The sequence below is a fragment of the Sphingopyxis lindanitolerans genome, from assembly GCF_002993885.1.
In the GTDB taxonomy this organism is placed as follows: domain Bacteria; phylum Pseudomonadota; class Alphaproteobacteria; order Sphingomonadales; family Sphingomonadaceae; genus Sphingopyxis; species Sphingopyxis lindanitolerans.
Genome location: NZ_CM009578.1, coordinates 863122 through 883095, shown reverse-complemented (window position 1 = coordinate 883095; position 19974 = coordinate 863122). Strand labels below are relative to the sequence as shown.

General features: G+C 63.4%; 18 protein-coding genes. 16 read left to right on the top strand and 2 right to left on the bottom strand.

The genetic code is table 11. The features are described 5' to 3' along the window. Window positions 1-90: 90 nt before the first annotated feature. The 5 genes from CVO77_RS04185 (at window position 91) to CVO77_RS04165 (ending at window position 5261) form a co-directional block, all read left to right on the top strand. Window positions 91-348 (top strand): helix-turn-helix transcriptional regulator, encoded by a 258-nt coding sequence (locus tag CVO77_RS04185; RefSeq protein WP_146130822.1) that lies wholly within the window; start codon window positions 91-93, stop codon window positions 346-348. A gap of 109 nt (window positions 349-457) precedes the next feature. Continuing rightward, the gene (locus CVO77_RS04180; protein ID WP_105998033.1) at window positions 458-745 is read left to right on the top strand and encodes a type II toxin-antitoxin system RelE/ParE family toxin; all 288 of its coding nucleotides are present in this window, start codon (window positions 458-460) and stop codon (window positions 743-745) included. Next, window positions 745-1044 (top strand): HigA family addiction module antitoxin, encoded by a 300-nt coding sequence (locus tag CVO77_RS04175; RefSeq protein ID WP_105998032.1) that lies wholly within the window; start codon window positions 745-747, stop codon window positions 1042-1044. Before CVO77_RS04180 ends, CVO77_RS04175 begins: the two co-directional genes overlap by 1 nt. 475 nt (window positions 1045-1519) lie before the next feature. Then, complete coding sequence (locus tag CVO77_RS04170) at window positions 1520-2737, top strand: AAA family ATPase (protein WP_105998031.1); 1218 nt, start codon at window positions 1520-1522, stop codon at window positions 2735-2737. After that, window positions 2730-5261, top strand: a complete 2532-nt coding sequence (locus tag CVO77_RS04165) for a S8 family peptidase (protein ID WP_105998030.1) — start codon at window positions 2730-2732, stop codon at window positions 5259-5261. Before CVO77_RS04170 ends, CVO77_RS04165 begins: the two co-directional genes overlap by 8 nt. A gap of 701 nt (window positions 5262-5962) precedes the next feature. Here CVO77_RS04165 and CVO77_RS04160 read toward each other — a convergent pair. Continuing rightward, window positions 5963-6346 carry a cupin domain-containing protein gene (locus CVO77_RS04160; protein WP_146130821.1) on the bottom strand — a complete coding sequence of 128 codons (384 nt, stop codon included), beginning with the start codon at window positions 6344-6346 and terminating at the stop codon, window positions 5963-5965. A 133-nt stretch (window positions 6347-6479) separates the two neighbouring features. Between CVO77_RS04160 and CVO77_RS04155 the strand changes: the two genes are divergently transcribed. From CVO77_RS04155 to CVO77_RS04110, 10 genes are all read left to right on the top strand, one after another. Further along, the gene (locus CVO77_RS04155; RefSeq protein WP_105998028.1) at window positions 6480-7766 is read left to right on the top strand and encodes an FAS1-like dehydratase domain-containing protein; all 1287 of its coding nucleotides are present in this window, start codon (window positions 6480-6482) and stop codon (window positions 7764-7766) included. Next, a complete protein-coding gene (locus tag CVO77_RS04150; RefSeq protein WP_105998027.1) occupies window positions 7763-8788 on the top strand; it encodes a DUF2889 domain-containing protein in 1026 nt (341 codons plus the stop codon). The genes CVO77_RS04155 and CVO77_RS04150 overlap by 4 nt, the downstream gene beginning before the upstream one ends. Before the next feature lie 92 nt (window positions 8789-8880). Beyond that, a complete protein-coding gene (locus CVO77_RS04145) occupies window positions 8881-9795 on the top strand; it encodes an SDR family NAD(P)-dependent oxidoreductase (RefSeq protein ID WP_105998026.1) in 915 nt (304 codons plus the stop codon). 10 nt (window positions 9796-9805) lie between these two features. Continuing rightward, complete coding sequence (locus tag CVO77_RS04140) at window positions 9806-10654, top strand: MaoC/PaaZ C-terminal domain-containing protein (protein ID WP_105998025.1); 849 nt, start codon at window positions 9806-9808, stop codon at window positions 10652-10654. Next, window positions 10651-12090 carry a 3-oxoacyl-[acyl-carrier-protein] synthase III C-terminal domain-containing protein gene (locus tag CVO77_RS04135; RefSeq protein ID WP_105998024.1) on the top strand — a complete coding sequence of 480 codons (1440 nt, stop codon included), beginning with the start codon at window positions 10651-10653 and terminating at the stop codon, window positions 12088-12090. The genes CVO77_RS04140 and CVO77_RS04135 overlap by 4 nt, the downstream gene beginning before the upstream one ends. A gap of 13 nt (window positions 12091-12103) precedes the next feature. Then, window positions 12104-13309: an acetyl-CoA acetyltransferase gene (locus CVO77_RS04130; protein WP_105998023.1), complete on the top strand. Its 1206-nt coding sequence runs from the start codon at window positions 12104-12106 to the stop codon at window positions 13307-13309. Window positions 13310-13586: 277 nt separating this feature from the next. After that, window positions 13587-14468 carry an SDR family NAD(P)-dependent oxidoreductase gene (locus CVO77_RS04125; protein WP_158257998.1) on the top strand — a complete coding sequence of 294 codons (882 nt, stop codon included), beginning with the start codon at window positions 13587-13589 and terminating at the stop codon, window positions 14466-14468. A 21-nt stretch (window positions 14469-14489) separates the two neighbouring features. Further along, window positions 14490-15719 (top strand): cytochrome P450, encoded by a 1230-nt coding sequence (locus CVO77_RS04120; protein ID WP_105998021.1) that lies wholly within the window; start codon window positions 14490-14492, stop codon window positions 15717-15719. Between the two features lie 29 nt (window positions 15720-15748). Next, window positions 15749-17551: a flavin-containing monooxygenase gene (locus tag CVO77_RS04115; RefSeq protein ID WP_105998020.1), complete on the top strand. Its 1803-nt coding sequence runs from the start codon at window positions 15749-15751 to the stop codon at window positions 17549-17551. 93 nt (window positions 17552-17644) lie between these two features. Continuing rightward, window positions 17645-18316, top strand: a complete 672-nt coding sequence (locus tag CVO77_RS04110; RefSeq protein ID WP_105998019.1) for a TetR/AcrR family transcriptional regulator — start codon at window positions 17645-17647, stop codon at window positions 18314-18316. On the opposite strand, the gene CVO77_RS04105 is transcribed toward CVO77_RS04110, so the two are convergent. Further along, window positions 18313-18921, bottom strand: coding sequence for a TetR family transcriptional regulator (locus CVO77_RS04105; protein ID WP_158257997.1), 609 nt, complete (start codon window positions 18919-18921; stop codon window positions 18313-18315). The two genes, CVO77_RS04110 and CVO77_RS04105, sit on opposite strands and share 4 nt — an antisense overlap. A 204-nt stretch (window positions 18922-19125) precedes the next feature. On the opposite strand from CVO77_RS04105, the gene CVO77_RS04100 reads away from it, so the two are divergent. After that, window positions 19126-19881, top strand: a complete 756-nt coding sequence (locus CVO77_RS04100; protein ID WP_158257996.1) for an SDR family oxidoreductase — start codon at window positions 19126-19128, stop codon at window positions 19879-19881. Window positions 19882-19974: the final 93 nt, after the last annotated feature.

Genomic DNA, 19974 nt, shown 5'->3' with positions numbered 1-19974 from the left:
ATCATCTAAATCGCGAGACGCCTTGCAGACGTGCGCGGGATCGCCAATCTCCGTGCCGGGGAGCGTCATTCCAGACCGGAAGGACGCCATATGCACGACGACAGGATTGCATCGAGCCGTTCGCGACTGGGCGTTTCTCGGGATGTTGAGACGTTGGACACGCGCTTCATCACCGCGGATGAATTCGCCCGCCTGGCACGGATATCGCGGCGGACGCTCAACCGCTATCGCCGGGACCGGCCATCGGGCTTTCCGACCGAATATGATATCGGCAGGGGCACCAAACCCCGGCCTCGTTTCCGATTGGACGAGGTTCAAAAATGGCTGGACTCACGCGCATTGTGGTGACGTTAGGTATCGTCACAACGATCGCGCCGACGCACCGGGCAAAAGTTCTTCATCGCGCATCATGTAAAGCGGCGCTTGACATTCCGATGTAAAGCACTACCTTCCATTCGTGGAAATCGAGAGCATCCATCACAAGGCGCTCCGGCGGTTTGTCGAAACCGGCAAACCGAAGGGCTTGCCCGGTGATCTGGTCGATCGGCTGCTCAAGATGGTGACCCTCATCATTGACGCCGCGACGCTGGACGAACTCTCGACGCCGCCGAACTACGGCCTTCACCCTCTGACCGGCGACCGCGCCGGAACATGGGCGATGACCGTGACCCGCAACTGGCGCATGACCTTCTCACTCAATGAGCAGGGCGCCATCGTCGATCTGGACCTGGAGGATTATCACTGATGGCCATCAAGATTCATCCGTCGTTCGCGATCCACGCAGGGGAGTGGCTCAAGACTGAAATCATCGAGGCCCACGGGGTTTCGATCAACGCGCTGGCCGAGGCCTTTGGGGTCAGCCGGCAGTCGATCAGCGCGCTGCTCAACGGCCGGGCATCCCTGTCGGCCGACATGGCGATCCGCTTCGAGCACGCCTTCGGCGTGAAGGCCGAGACGTTGATGCGGATGCAGGCCCGCTATGAACTCGGCAAGGCCCGCGAGCATGAGGCCGATCTGTCGGTGCCGAGCCTGATCGCGGCGTGAGCACACCGCGCTATAGCCACAGGCGGGTTGAACTTCGGGTCATTGCTCTTCCGCTGGGGGCCGGCACGGGCCGCTGATGTCGGCAACTGAGACATTATTGCCGTTCGAAGCGACGGCTGCGAATGACAGTTATTGCCAGGAGCGGCCGCAATCCTTTCGGTCAGAGGACGGCAGCATATACGAAAGTCGGGCCGTTTGCAGTCAGGCGGCTTTTCGAGAGTAGGACGAATTAACGGCCGTTCATCAGCCGCCAAGACCGCTTATTGCCGAAGGGCATGCCGCCCAGGAGTCTGATTCTGCTTCAGCACCCTTCATCCATCAGCTCGTTGCATTTTCTCCCCTGACTCGGAAGCCCCGCTTCGCCGAGCAGATACGGACCTGTCGGCAAATTTGCATAATTTACGATGATTGTTGCATAAGATAGATCTAAATGGCATAACGCTGACAGATAACGGATTCATAATGGGATTTTGTAATGGAGCATTTTTCGGCGGTCCAAAGTTTGTGTCGGGTCGGCCTAGAAAGCGGCGATGCGCGATTCAGAAAACAGGTCGAAAGATTACGTGACCGATTGGCGAAAGCAGGCGACGAGCGAGATGCCTCTACGATCAGCGCGCTGCTGGCAAATGTGACGAGCGAGGTGTCCTTCGCTCCCAGTAACGTAGAAGTGTCGCGGTCGCTGGTCACGGGTGACGAGTTGACCCCCAACGTACACCCCCCGGCTGATCGTGAAACGAGTGTTCCCCTTGCGGAGATTTTGCTTGCACCTGCGTTGGGACAGCCCACGCCGATCTTCGACGAAACGCTCCAATTGGCCATGAATGCGCTAGTCTCAGAATGGCAACGCGCCGACGCTCTCAAACTTCTCGGTGTAGAACCCTCCCGATCGTGTCTGTTCTATGGCCCTCCCGGCACCGGGAAAACGCTCGCTGCATTGACGCTTGCGGCTCGGCTGAACCTTCCGGTCGTCAATGCCCGGATCGATGGTTTGGTGAGTTCGTTCCTGGGCACGACCGCCCGCAACATTGCCAATCTCTTCGATTTTGCCAACCGCTATAGGTGCGTGCTGGTCCTCGACGAATTCGATGCACTCGCAAAAATGCGCGACGACCCGCATGAACTGGGCGAATTGAAACGCGTGGTGAATACGCTCCTTCAGAACCTCGACGCGCGCGCTGATAAAGGGTTGACGATCGCAATCACCAATCATGAGGGCCTGCTCGATCCAGCGGTCTGGCGCCGCTTCCAAAACCATGTGCGGATCGGCCAGCCCGATCTTCCGACCAGGCTAGAAATGCTACGCACGTTTCTAAGCTCGCTGGAACTCGGTGACGATGTCATTAAGACCTTGAGCTACGTCGCCGGCGCCCGGTCTGGCTCGGATCTGAAGACGTTCGCCGATGCGCTCCGACGCAGCTTGGCGCTGTCGGGCAGTGAGGTGACGCCGCGCGCCATCACCATTGCGACCAAGGCGTTGTTGCCGCGGCTCGGGATCGAAGATGCCGACATGGGGCCTGCGCGGCTTTTCCTTGTCGACGAGCCGAAGTTCATCGGCGCGATTCTCCACGCAGAGCTTGGTGTGCGGCAGGAGAGTCTCGCGCAGATGTTTGATTGCAGCCAGAGCAAGATCTCGCGCTGGTCTGCGGACTGGACGCCTGAGGGCGCCTCATCAGAAGGGGTCGTCGATGCCTAACAATCCCGTCCAGATCGTCCTGAACGACGATTCATTCCTTCGTGCGCCCGATCCCGGTCGGGCGGGTCCTGACAAGGACTTTTTTGAGAAGAACGATCGTGCGTTCGCGTTGCATAAGGCGGCGATGCTCGCGCGTCTGGACGAGATCGACGCAACTCTCGCCATCTCTCGCTTCGGGCCTGTTACTTATGTCCGGGTACGTATGCGCGTGGAAGCCATAGCGAAATCCTATCGGCCGAACCGGGCGCTGTTCCTTGCCGACCAGTTCCCATGCGTGGGTGCTGGTGCGCCCGGCGAGCTCTTCTTTCGGGCGCCACGCATTCACCTTAACCGACTGCGGGCGCGGTTCGAGGACGCCGAGCTTGCGGGTGAAACCCGGATTTCGAGTAAGACCGGCAACCCCTACCATTATGTCACACGCACTAGGTCGGAACTCGGTGCGATCGAAACGATCGAGATCGCTGCTCCCGACGCCAAGCGCGATTTTTCCGCTGCTTCAGCCGTTGATGCGATGCTCGACCCTTCTGCCGCCAGCGGCTACATTGTCGAGCTGTTCGAACAGAAACCACTGGATGTGATCAGCAGCGCCGATATTCTCGGTATGCGCCAGTCGTTTGACACGCTGCAGCAGGATATCGCCCAACTCGGCGATGGCATGTATGCAGCGTTACTGCCCAGTCCGGGTGGTGTGCCCTCGATCGAATTGCTTGTGACCACCGCCCCCAGGAGGCCGCTGATCGAGGATCGCCGCGCAGTTCGCGGCGAGCTGACGCTGGTACCGCCCGTCGCGCAGGTCGACGCCGATGTCGAGCGGCACGAGCTCGTGCTGAAGGTAATGGCCGCGCATCCGCTGGTTCGTCGCATCCGATTTCCGGTGCTGCTCCAGCCCTCCCACGCACCGGCAAGCCCTGGGTCAACGACATTCGCCGTCCCTGCGCGTGTGGCGACCGGCACGTATCCCAAAGTTGGGGTGATCGACACTGGAATCTGCTCTCACTTCTCGGACTGGATTCAGGATCGCTACGACTATCTTGATACTGAAGCCTGTGACGCGACGCATGGCACTCTGGTCGCAGGGATTTTAATCGGTGCGCAGAGTCATAATGGCAACGACATTGGGCGTGAGGCCGACGGCTGTGATCTGGTCGATATTCCGTTGATGCCCAAGGGACGGTTTTTCGACGTTTACGGACAGCGTGGTTTCGAAGCCTTTCTCGAGGAACTGGAGGCTGCAATTGTTGAGGCGCGCGACAATCACGATGTTCGGGTGTTCAATATGTCGTTGAACATCACTTCGCCGGTCGAACAGAATCTCTACAGCATCTACGCCGCCCGTCTCGATGAGATTCAGGATCGCCAAGGTGTAATCATCGTCAATTCTGCCGGGAACCTCAACGGTGCCGAATGGCGCGCGCCATGGCCGCGCACAGCTCGCCAGGCGATCACGGCACTGGCCTCCCGGACCGCGTCCGATACGATTTTCATGCCCTGCGAGAGTGTGCGCGCACTCGCGGTCGGCGCCCTTAATCCGCCCGGAGGTTCCCATGTGGAAGGCGCGCCGGCGACTTATTCGCGCCGTGGTCCGGGCTTGCGGGTCGGTGTTAAACCCGATCTCGCCCATTACGGCGGGACGGGCGATTCTGCTTCGCCCGACAAGACCGCGCTAGTGTCCTGCGCGCTGGATGGAAACTGCGCCGAGACTCGCGGTACTAGCTTCGCTGCTCCACTTGTCGCCAAAACTCTTGCGACGCTGGACGCCATGACTGGCCAAAAGCTCGATACGCGCACCCTGCGGGCTTTTGCCATCCACCATGCAACCATACCAACCTGCCTTGAACACCGATCTCTCAGAGATGTTGCCCGCCAGTTTGTGGGCTTCGGTCAGCCGAGCGATGCGGCGTCGATGCTGGGGACTGACGACCATTCAATTACGCTCGTGTTCGAAAGTCGCCTGAGCATCGGCGAGAAGCGGCCGGCTATTCTGCGCTTTCCCTTTGCGTGGCCTGCTTCGATGGTCGATCCGTCAACGCGCGCGTGTCGCGGTCAAGTGCGGATGACGCTCGTCTATGACGCGCCGATCGACCAGGCCTTCGGGACCGAGTTCGTGCGCGTGAACCTAGATGCCAAGCTTCGCCAGCGTCAGCCGGTCGATCGCGCCGACGGCTTGCCTAGCTTCCATGATCAGATAACCCAAGCGTTCTTGCCGAAATCTTCGGGCATGACGCCGCCAGAGCGTGCGTTGATCTCTCATGGCCTCAAATGGTGGCCAACCAAGCGCTACGCCGCCAATTTTGGCGGCGGTGTCGGCAGCAGCACCGAGTGGCAATTGCAGGTGGAAAGCCTCGTGCGCGCCGAGGCGCAATTCCCCGCCGAGGGTGTACCTTTCTCGCTGATCGTCACTATCGAAGATCCCGAACGCACTCAGCCGATCTTCCAAGAATTCCGGCGCCAGCTCGTGACGCAACGCGTGGACCTCCACGATATCCGGACCGCCGTAAGGCTGCGCGCTCGAACACGCCGATAGCCCGTTGTCCAGCGCACGATGAGGGAACGGCCGCTTGGTGGCTTTGAATCATAAGCGGTGAACGACCGAAAAGAGGCGCATTACCGATCGTCCGGTCTTCGGCGAATGAATGGCCGTTTCTGTCCAGAATAGTCCTTCGCTGCCATCACGCGGAATGGCTCGAGCCGGGGGCAACTGCCTGACAGTTCATGTCGACCACCGAAGCTATTTCGTTTGTGTCACTCAGAACCTGCTAAACGGCACTCGGCCAACTTATGCCATGCATTCCCGTTTGGTCGCGCTATGATTTCTATAGCGACGGCGTATGCGCGAGGGAGTGCAGGGCCGAGTCAATTCGTGTGATTGACCCAACGATTTTCTTGGCCTATTTTACAAAGAGCGGCAGATTTCTGCCGTTTCGCCGCGATTTTTGATGCGATCATAATCCGCGTGTCGGGGGTTCGAGTCCCTCCTCGGCTACCATTTGAATTCAATAATTTCAGGTCGTTAGGGTTCCACCTCTTGGCCGTCACGGGCCATGTGGAACCCGTTCATCACGGGCTAGTATCAGCCATGCTTGCTGACCGCAGGAAAGCCGCGCCGCAAGGCAGGGACCGTTGCGGTTGATCGTGACCGGTAGGGGGTGGGGCGTTCCGGCGTCTGGTGAGAGCCTCCGCCATACGCCTTGTCGCCGCGGTGTCATGTCCTCAGATTCTGCGGCACTATTCTGCCGTTGCGCTCCGCCGCTGGCGCGGTCGGCTCTCGGGGGCGGTTCGCGAACCATCCTCGAATATGATGAGCACCGAACAACCCTCCGGCCCGACGCGGATCGGGCCATAGCCGGTGCCGCGCTTGACCATGCGAATGTCGCCCGCGCCAAAGCGCGTCTTTCCGACCGTTTGTTCGCCGGCCAGGATATATTCGAAATAATTGCTGTCGTGGGCATGCGGCGCCACGACTTCGCCCGGCTCGAAGTCGGTGAGCACGACCGCTGGTGCGGTGGGATTGGCCTCGTCGATCGGGAAGATGGCAAAGCGCGTACCGGGCGATGCTGCCTTCCAGTCGATCTCGTCGCGGAAAATATCGCGATGCCCGCGTCCTGCCATGATGCTCTCCTCGACGCGGTTGGCCCTCCGCCGCAACGGCCCGAGCCGAAGCGGGATCGCGCGCTGCAAAGGCTTGCGCGACGATGTTAGATGTATTACCTCGTTATATATCTAACGACAAGGGAGGCATGCGGTGGCTGGAGCTAAGTCCGATATCAAGGCAAGCGACGAGTGGCAGAAGGCCGTCGCTTATGAAATTACCGATGCGGATATCGAGCGGCAGCGCGCGTTGCTCGGTTTCGACCAGGCGTCGCGGACGCGCGAATATATCCAGACCGCGACCGAGGATAATATCCGCAATTTCGCGCACGGCATGGGCGACGACAAGCCGCTCTATACCGACCCTCATTATGCCAGGAAGACGCGCTGGGGCAGTGTGATCGCGCCCGGCATGATGGCGGGCATCATCAATCGGCCGATGAAGGGCGACCCTATCCCCGACGAGATCAAGGCGCTGAGGAAAAGCCTGTTCAAGGGCATCCACGTCTTTGTTTCGGGGTCGCAGTGGGATTTCTATCGCCCGATTTTCCCGGGCGACACTATTTACAGTTTCAACGGCGACGAGACGTGCGAGGTCAAGCAATCCGAATTCGCCGGCCGTTCGGTGATCACGGTGCGCCGCGACGTCAAGATGAACCAGCGCGGCGAGGTCGTCGCGGTCTATCGCATCTTGCGCGTCCTGACCGAGCGCAAGACTGCGGCGAAGAAGGGGAAATATTCGGCGATTGAACCCGCGACCTATACCGACGAGGAGATGCAGGCGGTCGAGGATATCTACGCCGCCGAACAGGTCCAGGGCGCCGAGAAACGCTGGTTCGAAAGCGTCGAGAAGGGCGATTCGGTCGGATTGCAAGCCAAGGGTCCGCTGACCGTCACCGACGTCATCTGTTTCCACGCCGGCGGCTATGGCTTCGTGCCTTATGCGCCGACCGCGAACCGGCTCGCGCACAAAAACCGTCAGCGCATCCCCGCCTTTTACATCAAGAATGAATATGGCGTCCCCGACGTCGCGCAGCGGTTGCACTGGGACCCGGTGTGGGCGCAGGCGATCGGCAATCCGATGGCCTATGATTATGGCGTGATGCGCGAAAATTACCTGTGGCAATATCTCAGCGACTGGGCTGGCGACGATGCCGTGATCACCCATGTCCACGACGAGATTCGCAAGTTCAACTATATGGGCGACGTCCAGCGCGTCACCGGCGAAGTGCTCGCCAAGCGGCAGGAGGGCGGACAGAGCCTGGTCGATGTCGCGGTGAAATTCACCAACCAGCGCGGCGAGGAAACGGTGCGCGCCACCGCGACGATCGCGCTGCCGAGCAAGGACCGGCCGCTACCGCTCTATCCGCAGGTGCCCGACGCGCTTGCCGAAAAGGCGGTGCGCATGCTGGCGCGGCACCGCGAACTCGGCGGGGATTGAGCAGGGCCGATGTGACGTTGCCCGCGCCGCCGCAGTTTCCGATCGCGCGCGGCTCGGCCGGGCCCGCGCCGCCGCGGCGTCCGGGGTCGATCCGCCGGACGACCTCGATCGATTCCGAATGGCCCGACGGCTTCGGCCGGTCGGGGATGATGACGGGGCGCGCGCGCGATCTTGTGACCGATTTCGCGGGCGAGGCGGCCGAACTGGCCGCGGGCGCATTTCACATCCGCGCCTCGCCGCTTCGTGCGATCGAGGAGATCGACGTTACTCCGGCGCATCCGCGGGGCTCTCATCTCATCGGCGTTCGCGCCGGCGGCGCGAGCCGGAGCGCGCTGGTCGATGCGCTCGGCGATTGCCGAGGAAGCCCGCTCTTCCAACTGCTCGACGATTTTTCGGGTGCGAGCCTCGTCGCCAAATGGATATGGTCGGCATGGGCCGACGACGCGCTGGCGCCTCGGGACGAAGGCGATGCCGCAGCGCGGCGCCGACGGATGGTCAATATTTGCACCGGCTTTGCCGAGGGGGCGAGTTCGCTTACCGGCGACGGCGGCATCGACGCGCCATCGTCGGTCGAGGTCGGGTCGCTGATCGATCCCGCCGACCCGCTCGGCTGGCACGCCATGGCCGACGCACCCGGCCGTCCCCACGCGCGCCGCGCGCGGCGGATCGATATCTGGCGTGCCGAGGGCGTCCTCAACGTCGATGCGGGATTCCAGGACAGCGGCTCGCACCCCGGCGGCGGTCGCAGCGCGATCCACGAATATCGCGTCCATGCCGAAATCGACGAGGTCGACGGCTGCCTCGCCGCGCTTCAGATATTGCCGCTCGCATTGCCGTTTCGCGAATGCCCGGGCGCCGCGATCAAGGCGGCGCGCATGATCGGCCAGCCGGTCGCCGCCTTTCGCCAATCGACGCTCGAATTCTTGCCCGGTACGCTCGGCTGCACGCATCTCAACGACGTGCTGCGTTCGTTCGCCGACATTCCCTTGCTCGCGAAATCCTTGCCAGACGCCCCGCGATAAGCGAGACCTTCAATGGAAAATAGGCGCGGGCTCTGCTCGTTAGTTGTATAACTAGGTAATATGAGTTAGAGGCGCGCGCCAGGAGGATCGACATGGGAATTCTGGAAGGAAAAGTGGTCGCGGTGACGGGCGCGGGACGCGGCGTCGGGCGCGAGATCGCGCTGCTTTGCGCGCGCGAGGGGGCCGCGGTCGTGGTCAACGATCTCGGCGGCAATGCCGAGGGCGAAGGCGCCGATCTGACGCCCGCACAGCAGACCGTCGACGACATCAAGGCGGCAGGCGGCAAGGCGCTCGTCAATGGCGCGAGCGTCGCCGACCCCAAGGGTGCGGCGAGCATCGTCGAGGATGCAGTGCAGGCGTTCGGCCGCATCGACGCGGTGGTGAACAACGCCGGCATCCTGCGCGACCGCATCTGGCACAAGATGAGTCATGAGGACTGGAACGCGGTGATCGACGTCCATCTGAACGGCTGTTTCAATGTCTCGAAGGCGGCGACCCCCTATTTTCGCGAGCAGCAGTCGGGCAGCTTCGTCCATTTCACTTCGACCAGCGGGCTGATCGGCAATTTCGGCCAGGCCAATTATTCGGCGGCCAAGCTGGGGATCGTCGGGCTGTCGCAGTCGATCGCGCTCGACATGGCGCGTGCCGGGGTACGATCGAACTGTATCGCGCCCTTTGCGTGGAGCCGACTGATCGCGACGATCCCCGCGACCAACGAGGCCGAGGCGCTGCGCATCGAACGCATGAAGACAATGACCGCCGACAAGATCGCACCTTTGGTGGCGTTCCTCGCGAGCGATGCGTCGCAGGACGTCAGCAACCAGATTTTCGGCGTCCGCAAGAACGAGATTTTCCTCTTTTCCAAACCGCGCCCGATCCGCTCGATGCAGAAAAGCGAAGGCTGGACCGCGCAGGCGATCGCCGACGAAATGCTGCCGGCGTTCCGCGGCAGTTTTGCCGACCCGGGCGAACGGTCGGGGGATGTGTTCGGCTATGATCCGATCTGAGGATTAGGGCATGGCGATCGACCCTGACCATCTTCTCTCGATGCCCCCCATCGTCACGCGGCAACGGCTGACTCCGCGCGACACGATCCTCTACGCGCTTGGCGTCGGCGCGACCGAACTCGATTTCCTGTTCGAGGAGCGGTTGCAGGCACTGCCGACGATGGCGGTGACTTTGGGCTATCCGGGCTTCATCTGGCGCGACCCGGCGCTGGGCGCGAACTGGCGGAAAATCCTGCACGGCGAGCAATCGACGATCCTCCACCAGCCTTTGCCGGTGGAAGGCGAGATCGTCGGTACGACGCGCATCGAGGCACTGTTCGACAAGGGCGCCGACAAGGGGGCGCTCGCGATGGTGGCGCGCGAGATCCACGATGGCGCGGGCGCGCATCTTGCAACGTCGCGTTCGATGACCTTCCTGCGCGGCGACGGCGGCTTCGGCGGAACGAGCGAAGGCGCCCCCACACCGCACCCGCTGCCCGATCGCGCGCCCGATGCCATCGTGACGCTGGCGACCGCCGCGAACCAGGCGCAGATATATCGCCTGTCGGGCGACCTCAACCCGCTGCATATCGACCCCGATGTCGCGGCGGGTGCGGGCTTCGACGGGCCGATCCTGCACGGGCTCGCGACCTATGGCGTGATCGGGCGCGCGCTGCTCGCCGTGCGTTGCGGCAATGATCCGGCGCGGCTTCGCCGTATCGACGGGCGCTTTTCGTCGCCGGTCTATCCCGGCGAGACGATCGAGACGATGATCTGGGACGCCAAAGGGTCTGGGGACGAAGGAAAGCTTGCCTTTCGCGCCCGCGTCGTCGAGCGCGACAAGATCATCTTTACCAACGGCTATGCGGAGACGGCATGAGCGATTTCGGAATCCTGGCCTTTGGCGCCTATGTGCCGATCACGCGGCTGCAACGCGGCGCGATCCATGCGACGAACAAATGGTTCGCCAGCGGCCTGGGCGGACTCGCCAAGGGCGAGAAGGCGGTCGCGAACTGGGACGAGGACAGCGTCACCATGGCGGTCGAGGCCGCGCGCGATGTGCTCGACGGTATCGATCGCACGCGCGTCGAGCGCGTCGTGATCGCGTCGACCACGCTGCCTTTCGCCGACCGGCAGAATGCGGGGATCGTCAAGGAGGCGCTGAACCTGCCCGACGCGGTCGGCGCGATGGATGTCACGGGGTCGCAGCGCGCGGCGACCTCGGCGCTGCTTGCGGCACTGGGCGGCACAGAGACGACGCTTCTCGCCGCGGCCGAGATTGCGACCCCGAAACCCGCATCGGAGCGCGAGATGACGAGCGGAGACGCAGCGGCGGCGCTGCTTGTCGGCCGCGGAACACCGATCGCGACGCTGGTGGCACGCCACAGCGTCACGGTCGATTTCGTCGACCATTTTCGCGAAGCGGGCGCCGCGCATGATTATGACTGGGAAGCGCGCTGGGTTCGCGACGAGGGTTTCGCGCGAATCTTGGTTCCCGCGGTTGCGACGCTGCTGGGCAAGGCGGGTGTAACGGGCGACGCGATCGATCGGTTCATCGTTCCCGTTGCGGTGAAGGGCGTGCCCGAGATGCTGGCAAAGCAGGCGGGCATCGCGCCTGATGCGATCGCCGACACGCTGGCGCCGGTGCTCGGCCACAGCGGCGCGGCGCATCCGCTGGTGATGCTCTCGGCGGCGCTCGAAACGGCGAAGCCGGGCGAGCGCATTCTGCTTGCGAGCTTTGGTCAGGGGTGTGATCTCATGCTGTTCGAGGTCACGGCCGCGATCGGCTCGGTCAAACCGCGCCTCGGTGTTTCGGGCTGGCTCGCGCGGCGGGTCGAGTCCACCAATTACGCCAAATATCTGTTCCACCGCGGCCTGCTCCAACTCGACCGCGGGATGCGCGCCGAGCATGACAGCAAGACCGCGCTGACCGCGCTGTGGCGTAACCGTAAGGCGGTGCTCGGGCTCGTCGGCGGGCGCTGCACCAAGACCGGGACGGTGCAGTTCCCAAAGAGCGAGATCAGCGTGGGCGGCAACGACCATGCGGTCGGGACGCAGGAGGATTACCCGCTCGCCGAGGTGCCGGCGACGGTGCTCACCTGGACCGCCGACGCGCTGACCTATTCGCCCGACCCGCCGAGCTATTATGGCAATATCGACTTTGTCGGCGGCGGGCGCATGATGGCCGAATTCGTCGATTTCGCAGGCAGCGCGCTCGACGCTGGCGCCCAACTGCGGATGATGTTCCGCATCAAGGCGTTCGATGAGAACCGCGGGTTCCGCCGCTATTTCTGGAAAGCCGCGCCGGCTTTCTGAGAGGAGACGACAAATGGCAAAAGGCATCCGCGACAAGGTCGCCATCCTGGGCATGGGCTGCGCCAAGTTCGGTGAGCGCTGGGACAAGGATGAAGACCAGTTGATGGTCGAAGCCTATCAGGAAGCGCTCGCCGACGCCGGGATCGAACCGAGCCAGATCGACGCCGCATGGCTCGGCGCCGCGTTCGATGCGCAGAATATCGGCCCGAGCGGCATCCCGCTCGCGATGGCGCTGCGGCTCCCCGACATCGGGGTCACCAAGGTCGAAAATTATTGCGCGAGCGGCACCGAGAGCTTTCGCGGCGCGGTCTATGCCGTCGCGTCGGGGGCGTGCGACATCGCGCTCGCGATGGGCGCCGAAAAACTGAAGGACACAGGATACGGTGGGCTACCCGTCCGCACCCGCGGGACGACGCACGACATGGTCGGCATCACCGGGTCGGCGCCGGGGAATTTCGCGCAGCTCGCGAGCGCCTATCGCGGTGTCCACGGCGTCGGCAAGGATGATTTGAAGCGCGCGATGGCGCATGTGTCGGTCAAGAGCCACGCCAATGGCGCGAAGAACCCCAAGGCGCATCTACAAAAGGCGGTGACGATGGAGCAGGTGCTGAACGCACCGATGATCGCCGAACCGCTCGGCCTGTTCGATTGCTGCGGGGTGAGCGACGGCGCCGCCTGCGCGATCGTGACGACCCCCGAAATCGCGCGGTCGCTGGGCAAGACCGACATTGTGACGGTCAAGGCGCTCCAGCTCGCGACCTCGAACGGCTGGGAAATGCAGGGTTCGGGATGGAACGGCAGCTATTTCCACACCACCCGCGTCGCCGCGACCAAGGCCTATGACGAGGCGGGAATCACCGATCCGCGCTCGCAGTTGAGCCTGATCGAGGTCCATGACTGTTTCTCGGTCACCGAACTGGTGACGATGGAGGATCTGCACATCTCGAAAGAAGGCCAGGGCTGGCGCGACATCCTCGACGGATTCTTCGACGCCGACGGCGAGCTTCCGTGTCAGATCGACGGCGGGCTGAAATGTTTCGGCCATCCGATCGGCGCTTCGGGGCTGCGGATGATATACGAAAACTACCTGCAAATCCTCGGCCGCGCTGGCGAGCGCCAGCGGCAGGATAGTCCGGTGTTTGCCTTGAGCCACAATCTTGGCGGCATGCCGAACCAGAATGTCTCGTCGATCGCGATCATCGGTCGCGCCGACGCCTGACACGGGGAGGCGAGACGGGCCCGGCCCTGATCGACGCGCTCGATAAGCCCTTCCCCTGATGGGGCGGGGGTTCATCCTCGGCCGCAAAACCCATCGCTGCTCCTTATAAATGGTCTGTATTGACCTAAAAATCTCATATGAATTGTCCATAATTCCCCATAATTTCGAACTCTGTCGAAGGGATTGGATTTTCATAACTAGTCATTATAGACTATTTATGAAAATCCAAGCCGAGTCGCGACCGCTCGCGGCGTCGGCACGAGAGGAGCGGGCATCGATGCAATTGCGGGGAAAGACGGCCTTCATCACCGGCGCGGCGAGCGGCATCGGTCTTGCCATCGCCGAAAAATGCGCGGCTGAAGGAATGAAGCTGCTGATCGCGGATATCGCGGCGGACGCCCTAGCAGCGGCGGCCGAAGCGTTGCGTGCATCGGGCGCCGAGGTGGCGACCTACCGGCTCGACGTCTCCGACCTCGACACTTATCGCGCCGTGGCCGAAGCCGTGCTCGCCGAGCATGGCGCACCGTTTCTGCTGGTGAACAACGCCGGTGTCGCCTGGAAGGCACCCGCAAGCGCCGCGACGCCCGAGGACTGGCGCTGGACGGTGTCGGTCAATATCCTTGGGGTCGGCTATGGACTCAGTCTGTTCGTGCCCGCGATGATCGCGAGCGGCGAGCAGGGGTATGTCGTGAATACCGCGTCGGTGACGGGGCTGATCACCTCGCCCGGAACCTCTGCGGTCTATGCGGCGACCAAGCACGCCGTGCTCGCCATTTCGGAAACGCTGGCGCACGAGTTGCGGCCGCACGGGCTGCATGTAGCGGTGCTGTGCCCGGGCAGCGTCGCGACCAACATCACCGACGCCGACCGCAATTTGCCCGACCATGTGTCGCACGATGGCCTGACGTCGGCCGAAGAGTCGGAGCGTGCCTTCACCCGCCAGTTCGTCGGTAACGGCCTGCCGCCGGCGGCGGTCGCCGACCAGCTGTTCGCGGCGCTCGCGGAACGGCGCTTCTATGTGATTACGCACCCCGAATATCGCGAAGAGATCGAAACCCGTCACCGCCAGATCGAGGCCGCGATCCGCGGCGAGCCGGCGAGCGATGTCGGGCTGCTCGCCATGGCCAAGCAGATCCTCAATCTGCAGCCGCTCACCTGATTGTCAGATGGACCCGACCCCATGACCACAGATGTTCCCGATGACCTGCCGCGCGGCATCGAACTGACCTCGCTGTCCGAAACCTTCCGCGCCGATCCGCACAAGGTGCTGAATGACGCGCGCGGGCGCTGTCCCGTCTATCACGACGGCATATTGCGCGACACCGTCGTGCTGTCGGCCGACATCGGGCGCAAGATATTGACCGATCGCAGCCTGCCGAGCGATCCGCGCAACACGATCGAGACCTCGACGCGGCGGCTGCGCGGCGAGGATCTCACGAAGAATCCGCCGATCATGTTCATGGATGATCCGCTGCACAAGCGCGTCCGCACCCTCGTCGGCAAGGCATTCAACAACGAGCGGATCGAACGGATGCGGGCGCGCGTCGGCGATCTGTGCCGCGAGCTGGTCGATGCCGCCGCTGCCGACGCCTTCGATTTCATCGAGGCAGTCGCGCGGCCGCTGCCGACGATCGCGATCGCCGAGGTTCTGGGGATCGACGCCAGCCATCACGACAATTTCAAACTATGGTCGGACCAGATGGTCGCGGCGAACCTCAATCCCCTGGCGTCGGCCGAGGTCAAGCAGGCCGGTGCCGAGGCCGCGGTCAGCCTGCACAATCTGTTCGCCGCCGAGATCGCCGAGCGCCGGGCGCGCGCTGCCGTCGGCGACGACCTGATCAGCGCAATGATCGCCGTCGAGCAGGAGGGCGACCGGCTGACCGATGCCGAGATCATCGAGCTCAGCCAGGTGCTGCTGATCGCGGGCAACCAGACGACCACCGACCTGCTCGGCACCATGCTGCGCAACATCCTGACCACCGGCGATTCCTACGCACGGCTGCGCGCGAACCCGGCGCTCATCCCCAATGCGGTCGATGAGGCGATCCGGTTCGAACCGCCGATCTTCTCGACCGATCGCGTCGCCCCCGACGATATGGAACTCGGCGGCACGATCATTCCCAAGGGGCACCAGATTTCGGTGATGCTGCCCGCGCTCAACCATGACCCGGCGCTCAACCCCGACCCCGATCGCTTCGATATCGAGCGCAGGCCGGTCAAGCATTTCTCGTTCGGCGGCGGCCGCCACATCTGCCTCGGCGCGCCGCTCGCGCGGCTGGAGGCGCAGGAACTGCTGAAGGTGCTGGTCGAGCGCATGCCCGCGCTGACACCCGACCCCGCGCATGTGCCGGTCTATACGATCAATCCGGGCTTTCGCGGGCTCGACGAATTTTGGGTGACGCAGGGCTGACCGCCGGCGCATCGAACAAGGAGAACAGGATGTCCGTTTCGCAAGCCGCGACCCCGGCGATCGACCTCGAGGCGCTGCGCGACAAATATCGCGACGAACGCGACAAGCGCCTGCGTAAGGATGGGATCGATCAATATATCGAAATCGGCGGTGACTTCGGGCATTTCGCCGACGATCCCTATGCCGAGCGGATCGAGCGCGCGCCGATCGTCCGCCGCTGCGAGGTCGCGATCGTCGGCGCGGGCTTTGGCGGCATATTGACCGCCGTCAAGCTGAAGGACGCGGGCATCGACGATGTGCTGCTGCTCGAAAAGGGCGGCGGTTTCGGCGGAACCTGGTACTGGAACCGCTATCCGGGTCTGGCGTGCGACATGAAGGCTTATGTCTATCTGCCGCTGCTCGAAGAAACCGGCTATATGCCGCCGCGCAACTATGCTTCGGGGCCCGAAATCCGCGCCCATGCCGAGCGGATCGTCGATCGCTGGGAGCTGCGCAACAAGGCATTGTTCCAGACGCAGGTGACGCGCGCCGAATGGCAGGAGGACCGCGCGGTCTGGCAGGTCGCGACTGATCGCGGCGACGTGATCGAAGCGCGTTATCTGGTCACCGCGAACGGCCCGATGTCGAAACCCAAGCTGCCGGGCATCGCGGGTATCGCGGGTTTCACGGGCCACATCTTCCACACCAGCCGCTGGGATTATGACTATACCGGCGGCGGCCCCGACGGCGGACTGACCGGCTTGAAGGGCAAGAAGGTCGCGATCGTCGGGACGGGCGCCACCGGCGTCCAGTGCATCCCCTATCTCGCCGACCACGCCGACCATCTCTATGTCGTCCAGCGCACCCCCTCGGGGGTCGATGTCCGCGAGGAGCAGCCGACCGATCCCGCGTGGGCGGCGTCGCTGCAGCCGGGCTGGCAGCAGGAACTGATGAACAATTTCAACCTGCTGACGTCGGGCGGCATGGCCGAAAAGGACATGATCGACGACGGCTGGACCTTCCTGTTCACCTCGATCGCCGCCGCCGCCAAGGAGGTCAGCGGCGACGATGCGCTGGAACAGCTCATGCACGTCGCCGAAATCGCCGACGCCGAAAAGATGACCGACATCCGCGCGCGGATCGACCGGATCATCAGCGACCCCGCGACGGCGGACGCATTGAAGCCGTGGTATCGCCGCTTCTGCAAGCGCCCGGTCTTTCATGACGGGTATCTCGAAACCTTCAACCGCGACAATGTGACCCTCGTTGATACCGGCGGGCAGGGCGTCGATGCGATCACGGCCACCGGCTTTCGCGTCGGCGACGCCGAATATGAGGTCGACTGCATCATTTTCGCGTCGGGGTTCGAGGTCGGCACCGACTTCATCCGCCGCGCCGGCTATGACATCGTCGGCAAGGGCGGGCAGTCGCTCCAGTCCGCCTGGGCAAAGGAGTTCGCGACCTTCCATGGCATGCACGTCCATGGCTTTCCCAACCTGTTCCTTCACCAGAATGCGCAGGGCGCCTTGCCCGCCAATTTCTGCCACAGTCTGGCCGAGGGAGCGAAATCGATTGCCGCGATCGTCCGCCATGCCGCGCAGACGAACCGGCCCGTCGTCGAAACCACGCGCGAAGCGCAGGACGGCTGGGTCAGCCATTGCTGGGACGTATCGGGAAACCTGCTGCCCTTCTTCGAACAATGCACGCCGGGCTATTATAATCTCGAGGGTAAGCTGACCAAGGAGGCGGCGCAGGGGTTCGGCTATGGCGCGGGCGCGGCCGCATTCTTCTATCTGAAGGATGCCTGGCTCGCCGAAGGGAGTTTCGTTGGCCTTGAATTCTCGGCCGACTGAAGCGGATCGAGGCGCCGACATGGCCGCGCGGTGGACGCTCCTTGCTTTTTCTGCAAAAGCTGCCGCAATGCGCAGCGAGGACGAGAAGCGGGCTTGAGCAACGATAATCCTGTCGGGGCCGAAGCGGCGGCGATGGCAAGAAAGCCGCGCGGACAGACCCGGCGCGGCCTCGCCACCCGCGAGATTCTGTTGTCGAGCGCGATCAGGCTCGTCGCGCTGCACGGCTATGCCGCGACGACGACGCAGGCCGTTCTCGACGATGCCGGGGTCAGCCGCGGGTCGTTGCTCCACCAGTTCCCAACGCGCGAAGAGCTGATGGTCGCTGCCGCCGAAGAGGCGATGGCGCGCATGCTGGCGGCGGTCGAAAACGGGCTGCTGCGCCACAGCGACCTGCTGCGCGGATTGATGGATTTTCCGAACATCATCTGGCGCGTCCAGAACGACATTCCGGCGCGGGCTTTTACCGAGATCCAGCTTGCGAGCCGGTGGGACGCCGGTCTCGGCGACGGGCTGAAGGGCGCGATGTCGACGATCAACGACTTGACGTCGGACAAGGTCCGGATCGTCGCCGAGCAGTATCGGCTGGGGGATATCCCCGGCTTTCTGAACGAAGTCTATCTGTTGATCAGTGCGACCCAGGGGCTGGCCATCGGGCGTGACCTGACCGGCGACAAGACGATGGTGACCGCCTCGCTCGCGTTGCTCAGGGACCGGTTTGTCGCGTCGCTGCGATCGAGGCTATCGACAGGGACGGAACCGTCCTAGACGGCTTGCCGCACCGGGGCGACGGTGCACGCGATCAGCCAGGCGGCGGCGTCGATCATCGCGTCGGCCTCGATGTGGCGCGCCGCGGGAGTCCTGATCACGGCCGACACGCGCTCCAGCATAGCCAGGATCGTTCCGGCCGCGGCATGGGCGTCGATGTGTGCCGGCACCCATCCGCGCTTTACCGCATCCGCCGACTTTGCGGCCAGGATCGCGAGAACGGGTCGAACCGCCTTCTCGCGGGCATGACGAAACCGCTCGTCCCCCTCGTCCGCCGCGAGGTTGCGGACGTGGAACAGCGCGGCATGATCCGCCCAATAGGCCGCATAGGCCGCGGCCACCTCCCGCGCACGCGGTAGCGGATCGCTGCGCCCCCAGTCGACGTCGATGAGCGCGAGAATGGCGGGCGTCGCCGGTGAGAGTTCGCCGACTGCCGCCAGCACCGCTTCGGTCACGTCGTTGAAATAGAGATAGAAGGTCGCAGGCGATGTGCGCGCTTCCTTTGCGATGTCGGCGACCTTGAGATCGCGCAGGCCATGATGAGCCAGCAAGGCGGCGCAGGCGGCGACCAGCTTGGCGCGCGTCGCCAGCCCCTTGCGGCCCATGGCCTGACCTTGCTGATTTATCAGGCGCCGACCACCGGCGCGCGCTCCTTGTCGCGATCGATGGTCGGCGATGGTCGGGCTGGCGCGCTGATCCGTCATCGTCGACGATGTCGCAGGAGTGCCGGTCGAAAACAAGCGGCTTGGCGTTGCGGGGCATACCTATATAACTATGTATAATATCTAGGAGATTCGAAAGGGACGATGATGGCACGACTGGCGGGTAAGGTGGCGGTGGTGACCGGCGGCACGAAAGGCATGGGCCGCCATTTCGTCGATGCGTTGATTATGGAGGGCGCGCGGGTCGCGGTTCTTGCACGGGCTTCTCCCCAGGCGCAGGCGCTCGCGCGCGAATATCGGGACGATGTCCTCGTGCTCGATTGCGACGTCACCGAATCCGATACCGTGGACAGGGCCGTCGCCGAGGTTGCGGCCCATTTCGGCGGGGTCGATATTCTCGTCAACAATGCCGCGATCTTCGAGCCGTTCCTCCTCGAGCGCGCCACCGACGATCAGGTCATGCGTCACATCGCGGTGAATATTCTGGGCCCGATCTGGTGTACGCGCGCCTGCATTCCGCATTTGCGCGTGGCGCGTGGTCAGGTGGTGACGGTGAGTTCGGAATCGGTCCGGATGCCCTTTCCCTTCCTGACCGTTTATGCGGCGACCAAGGCGGCGGTCGAAACATTGAGCAGGGGCTTGCGCGACGAGCTGCGCGCCGACGGCATTCGCGTCGCGGTGCTGCGATCAGGGTCGGTCGCCAGCGGCCCCGGTGACCGGAACTGGGACCCCGACGTCACGGCCGCCTTTTTCGACACGATCAGCAAGTCCGGGCATGCGGCCTTCGCCGGTGAGGCCGCCGACCCGCGCACGATGGCGCAGGCGCTGATAGCGATGCTGGCCTTGCCCGCGGACGTCACGCTCGATCTGGTGGAGGCCCGCGCGACGCGATCGACCGCATAAGCGGAACAGCGCGCCTGACGCCGACCTTCGCGCGCGGGCTACATCCGAAACCGACGGGAACAGGGCCACCCACCGCTGGACGAAGCCATCCCT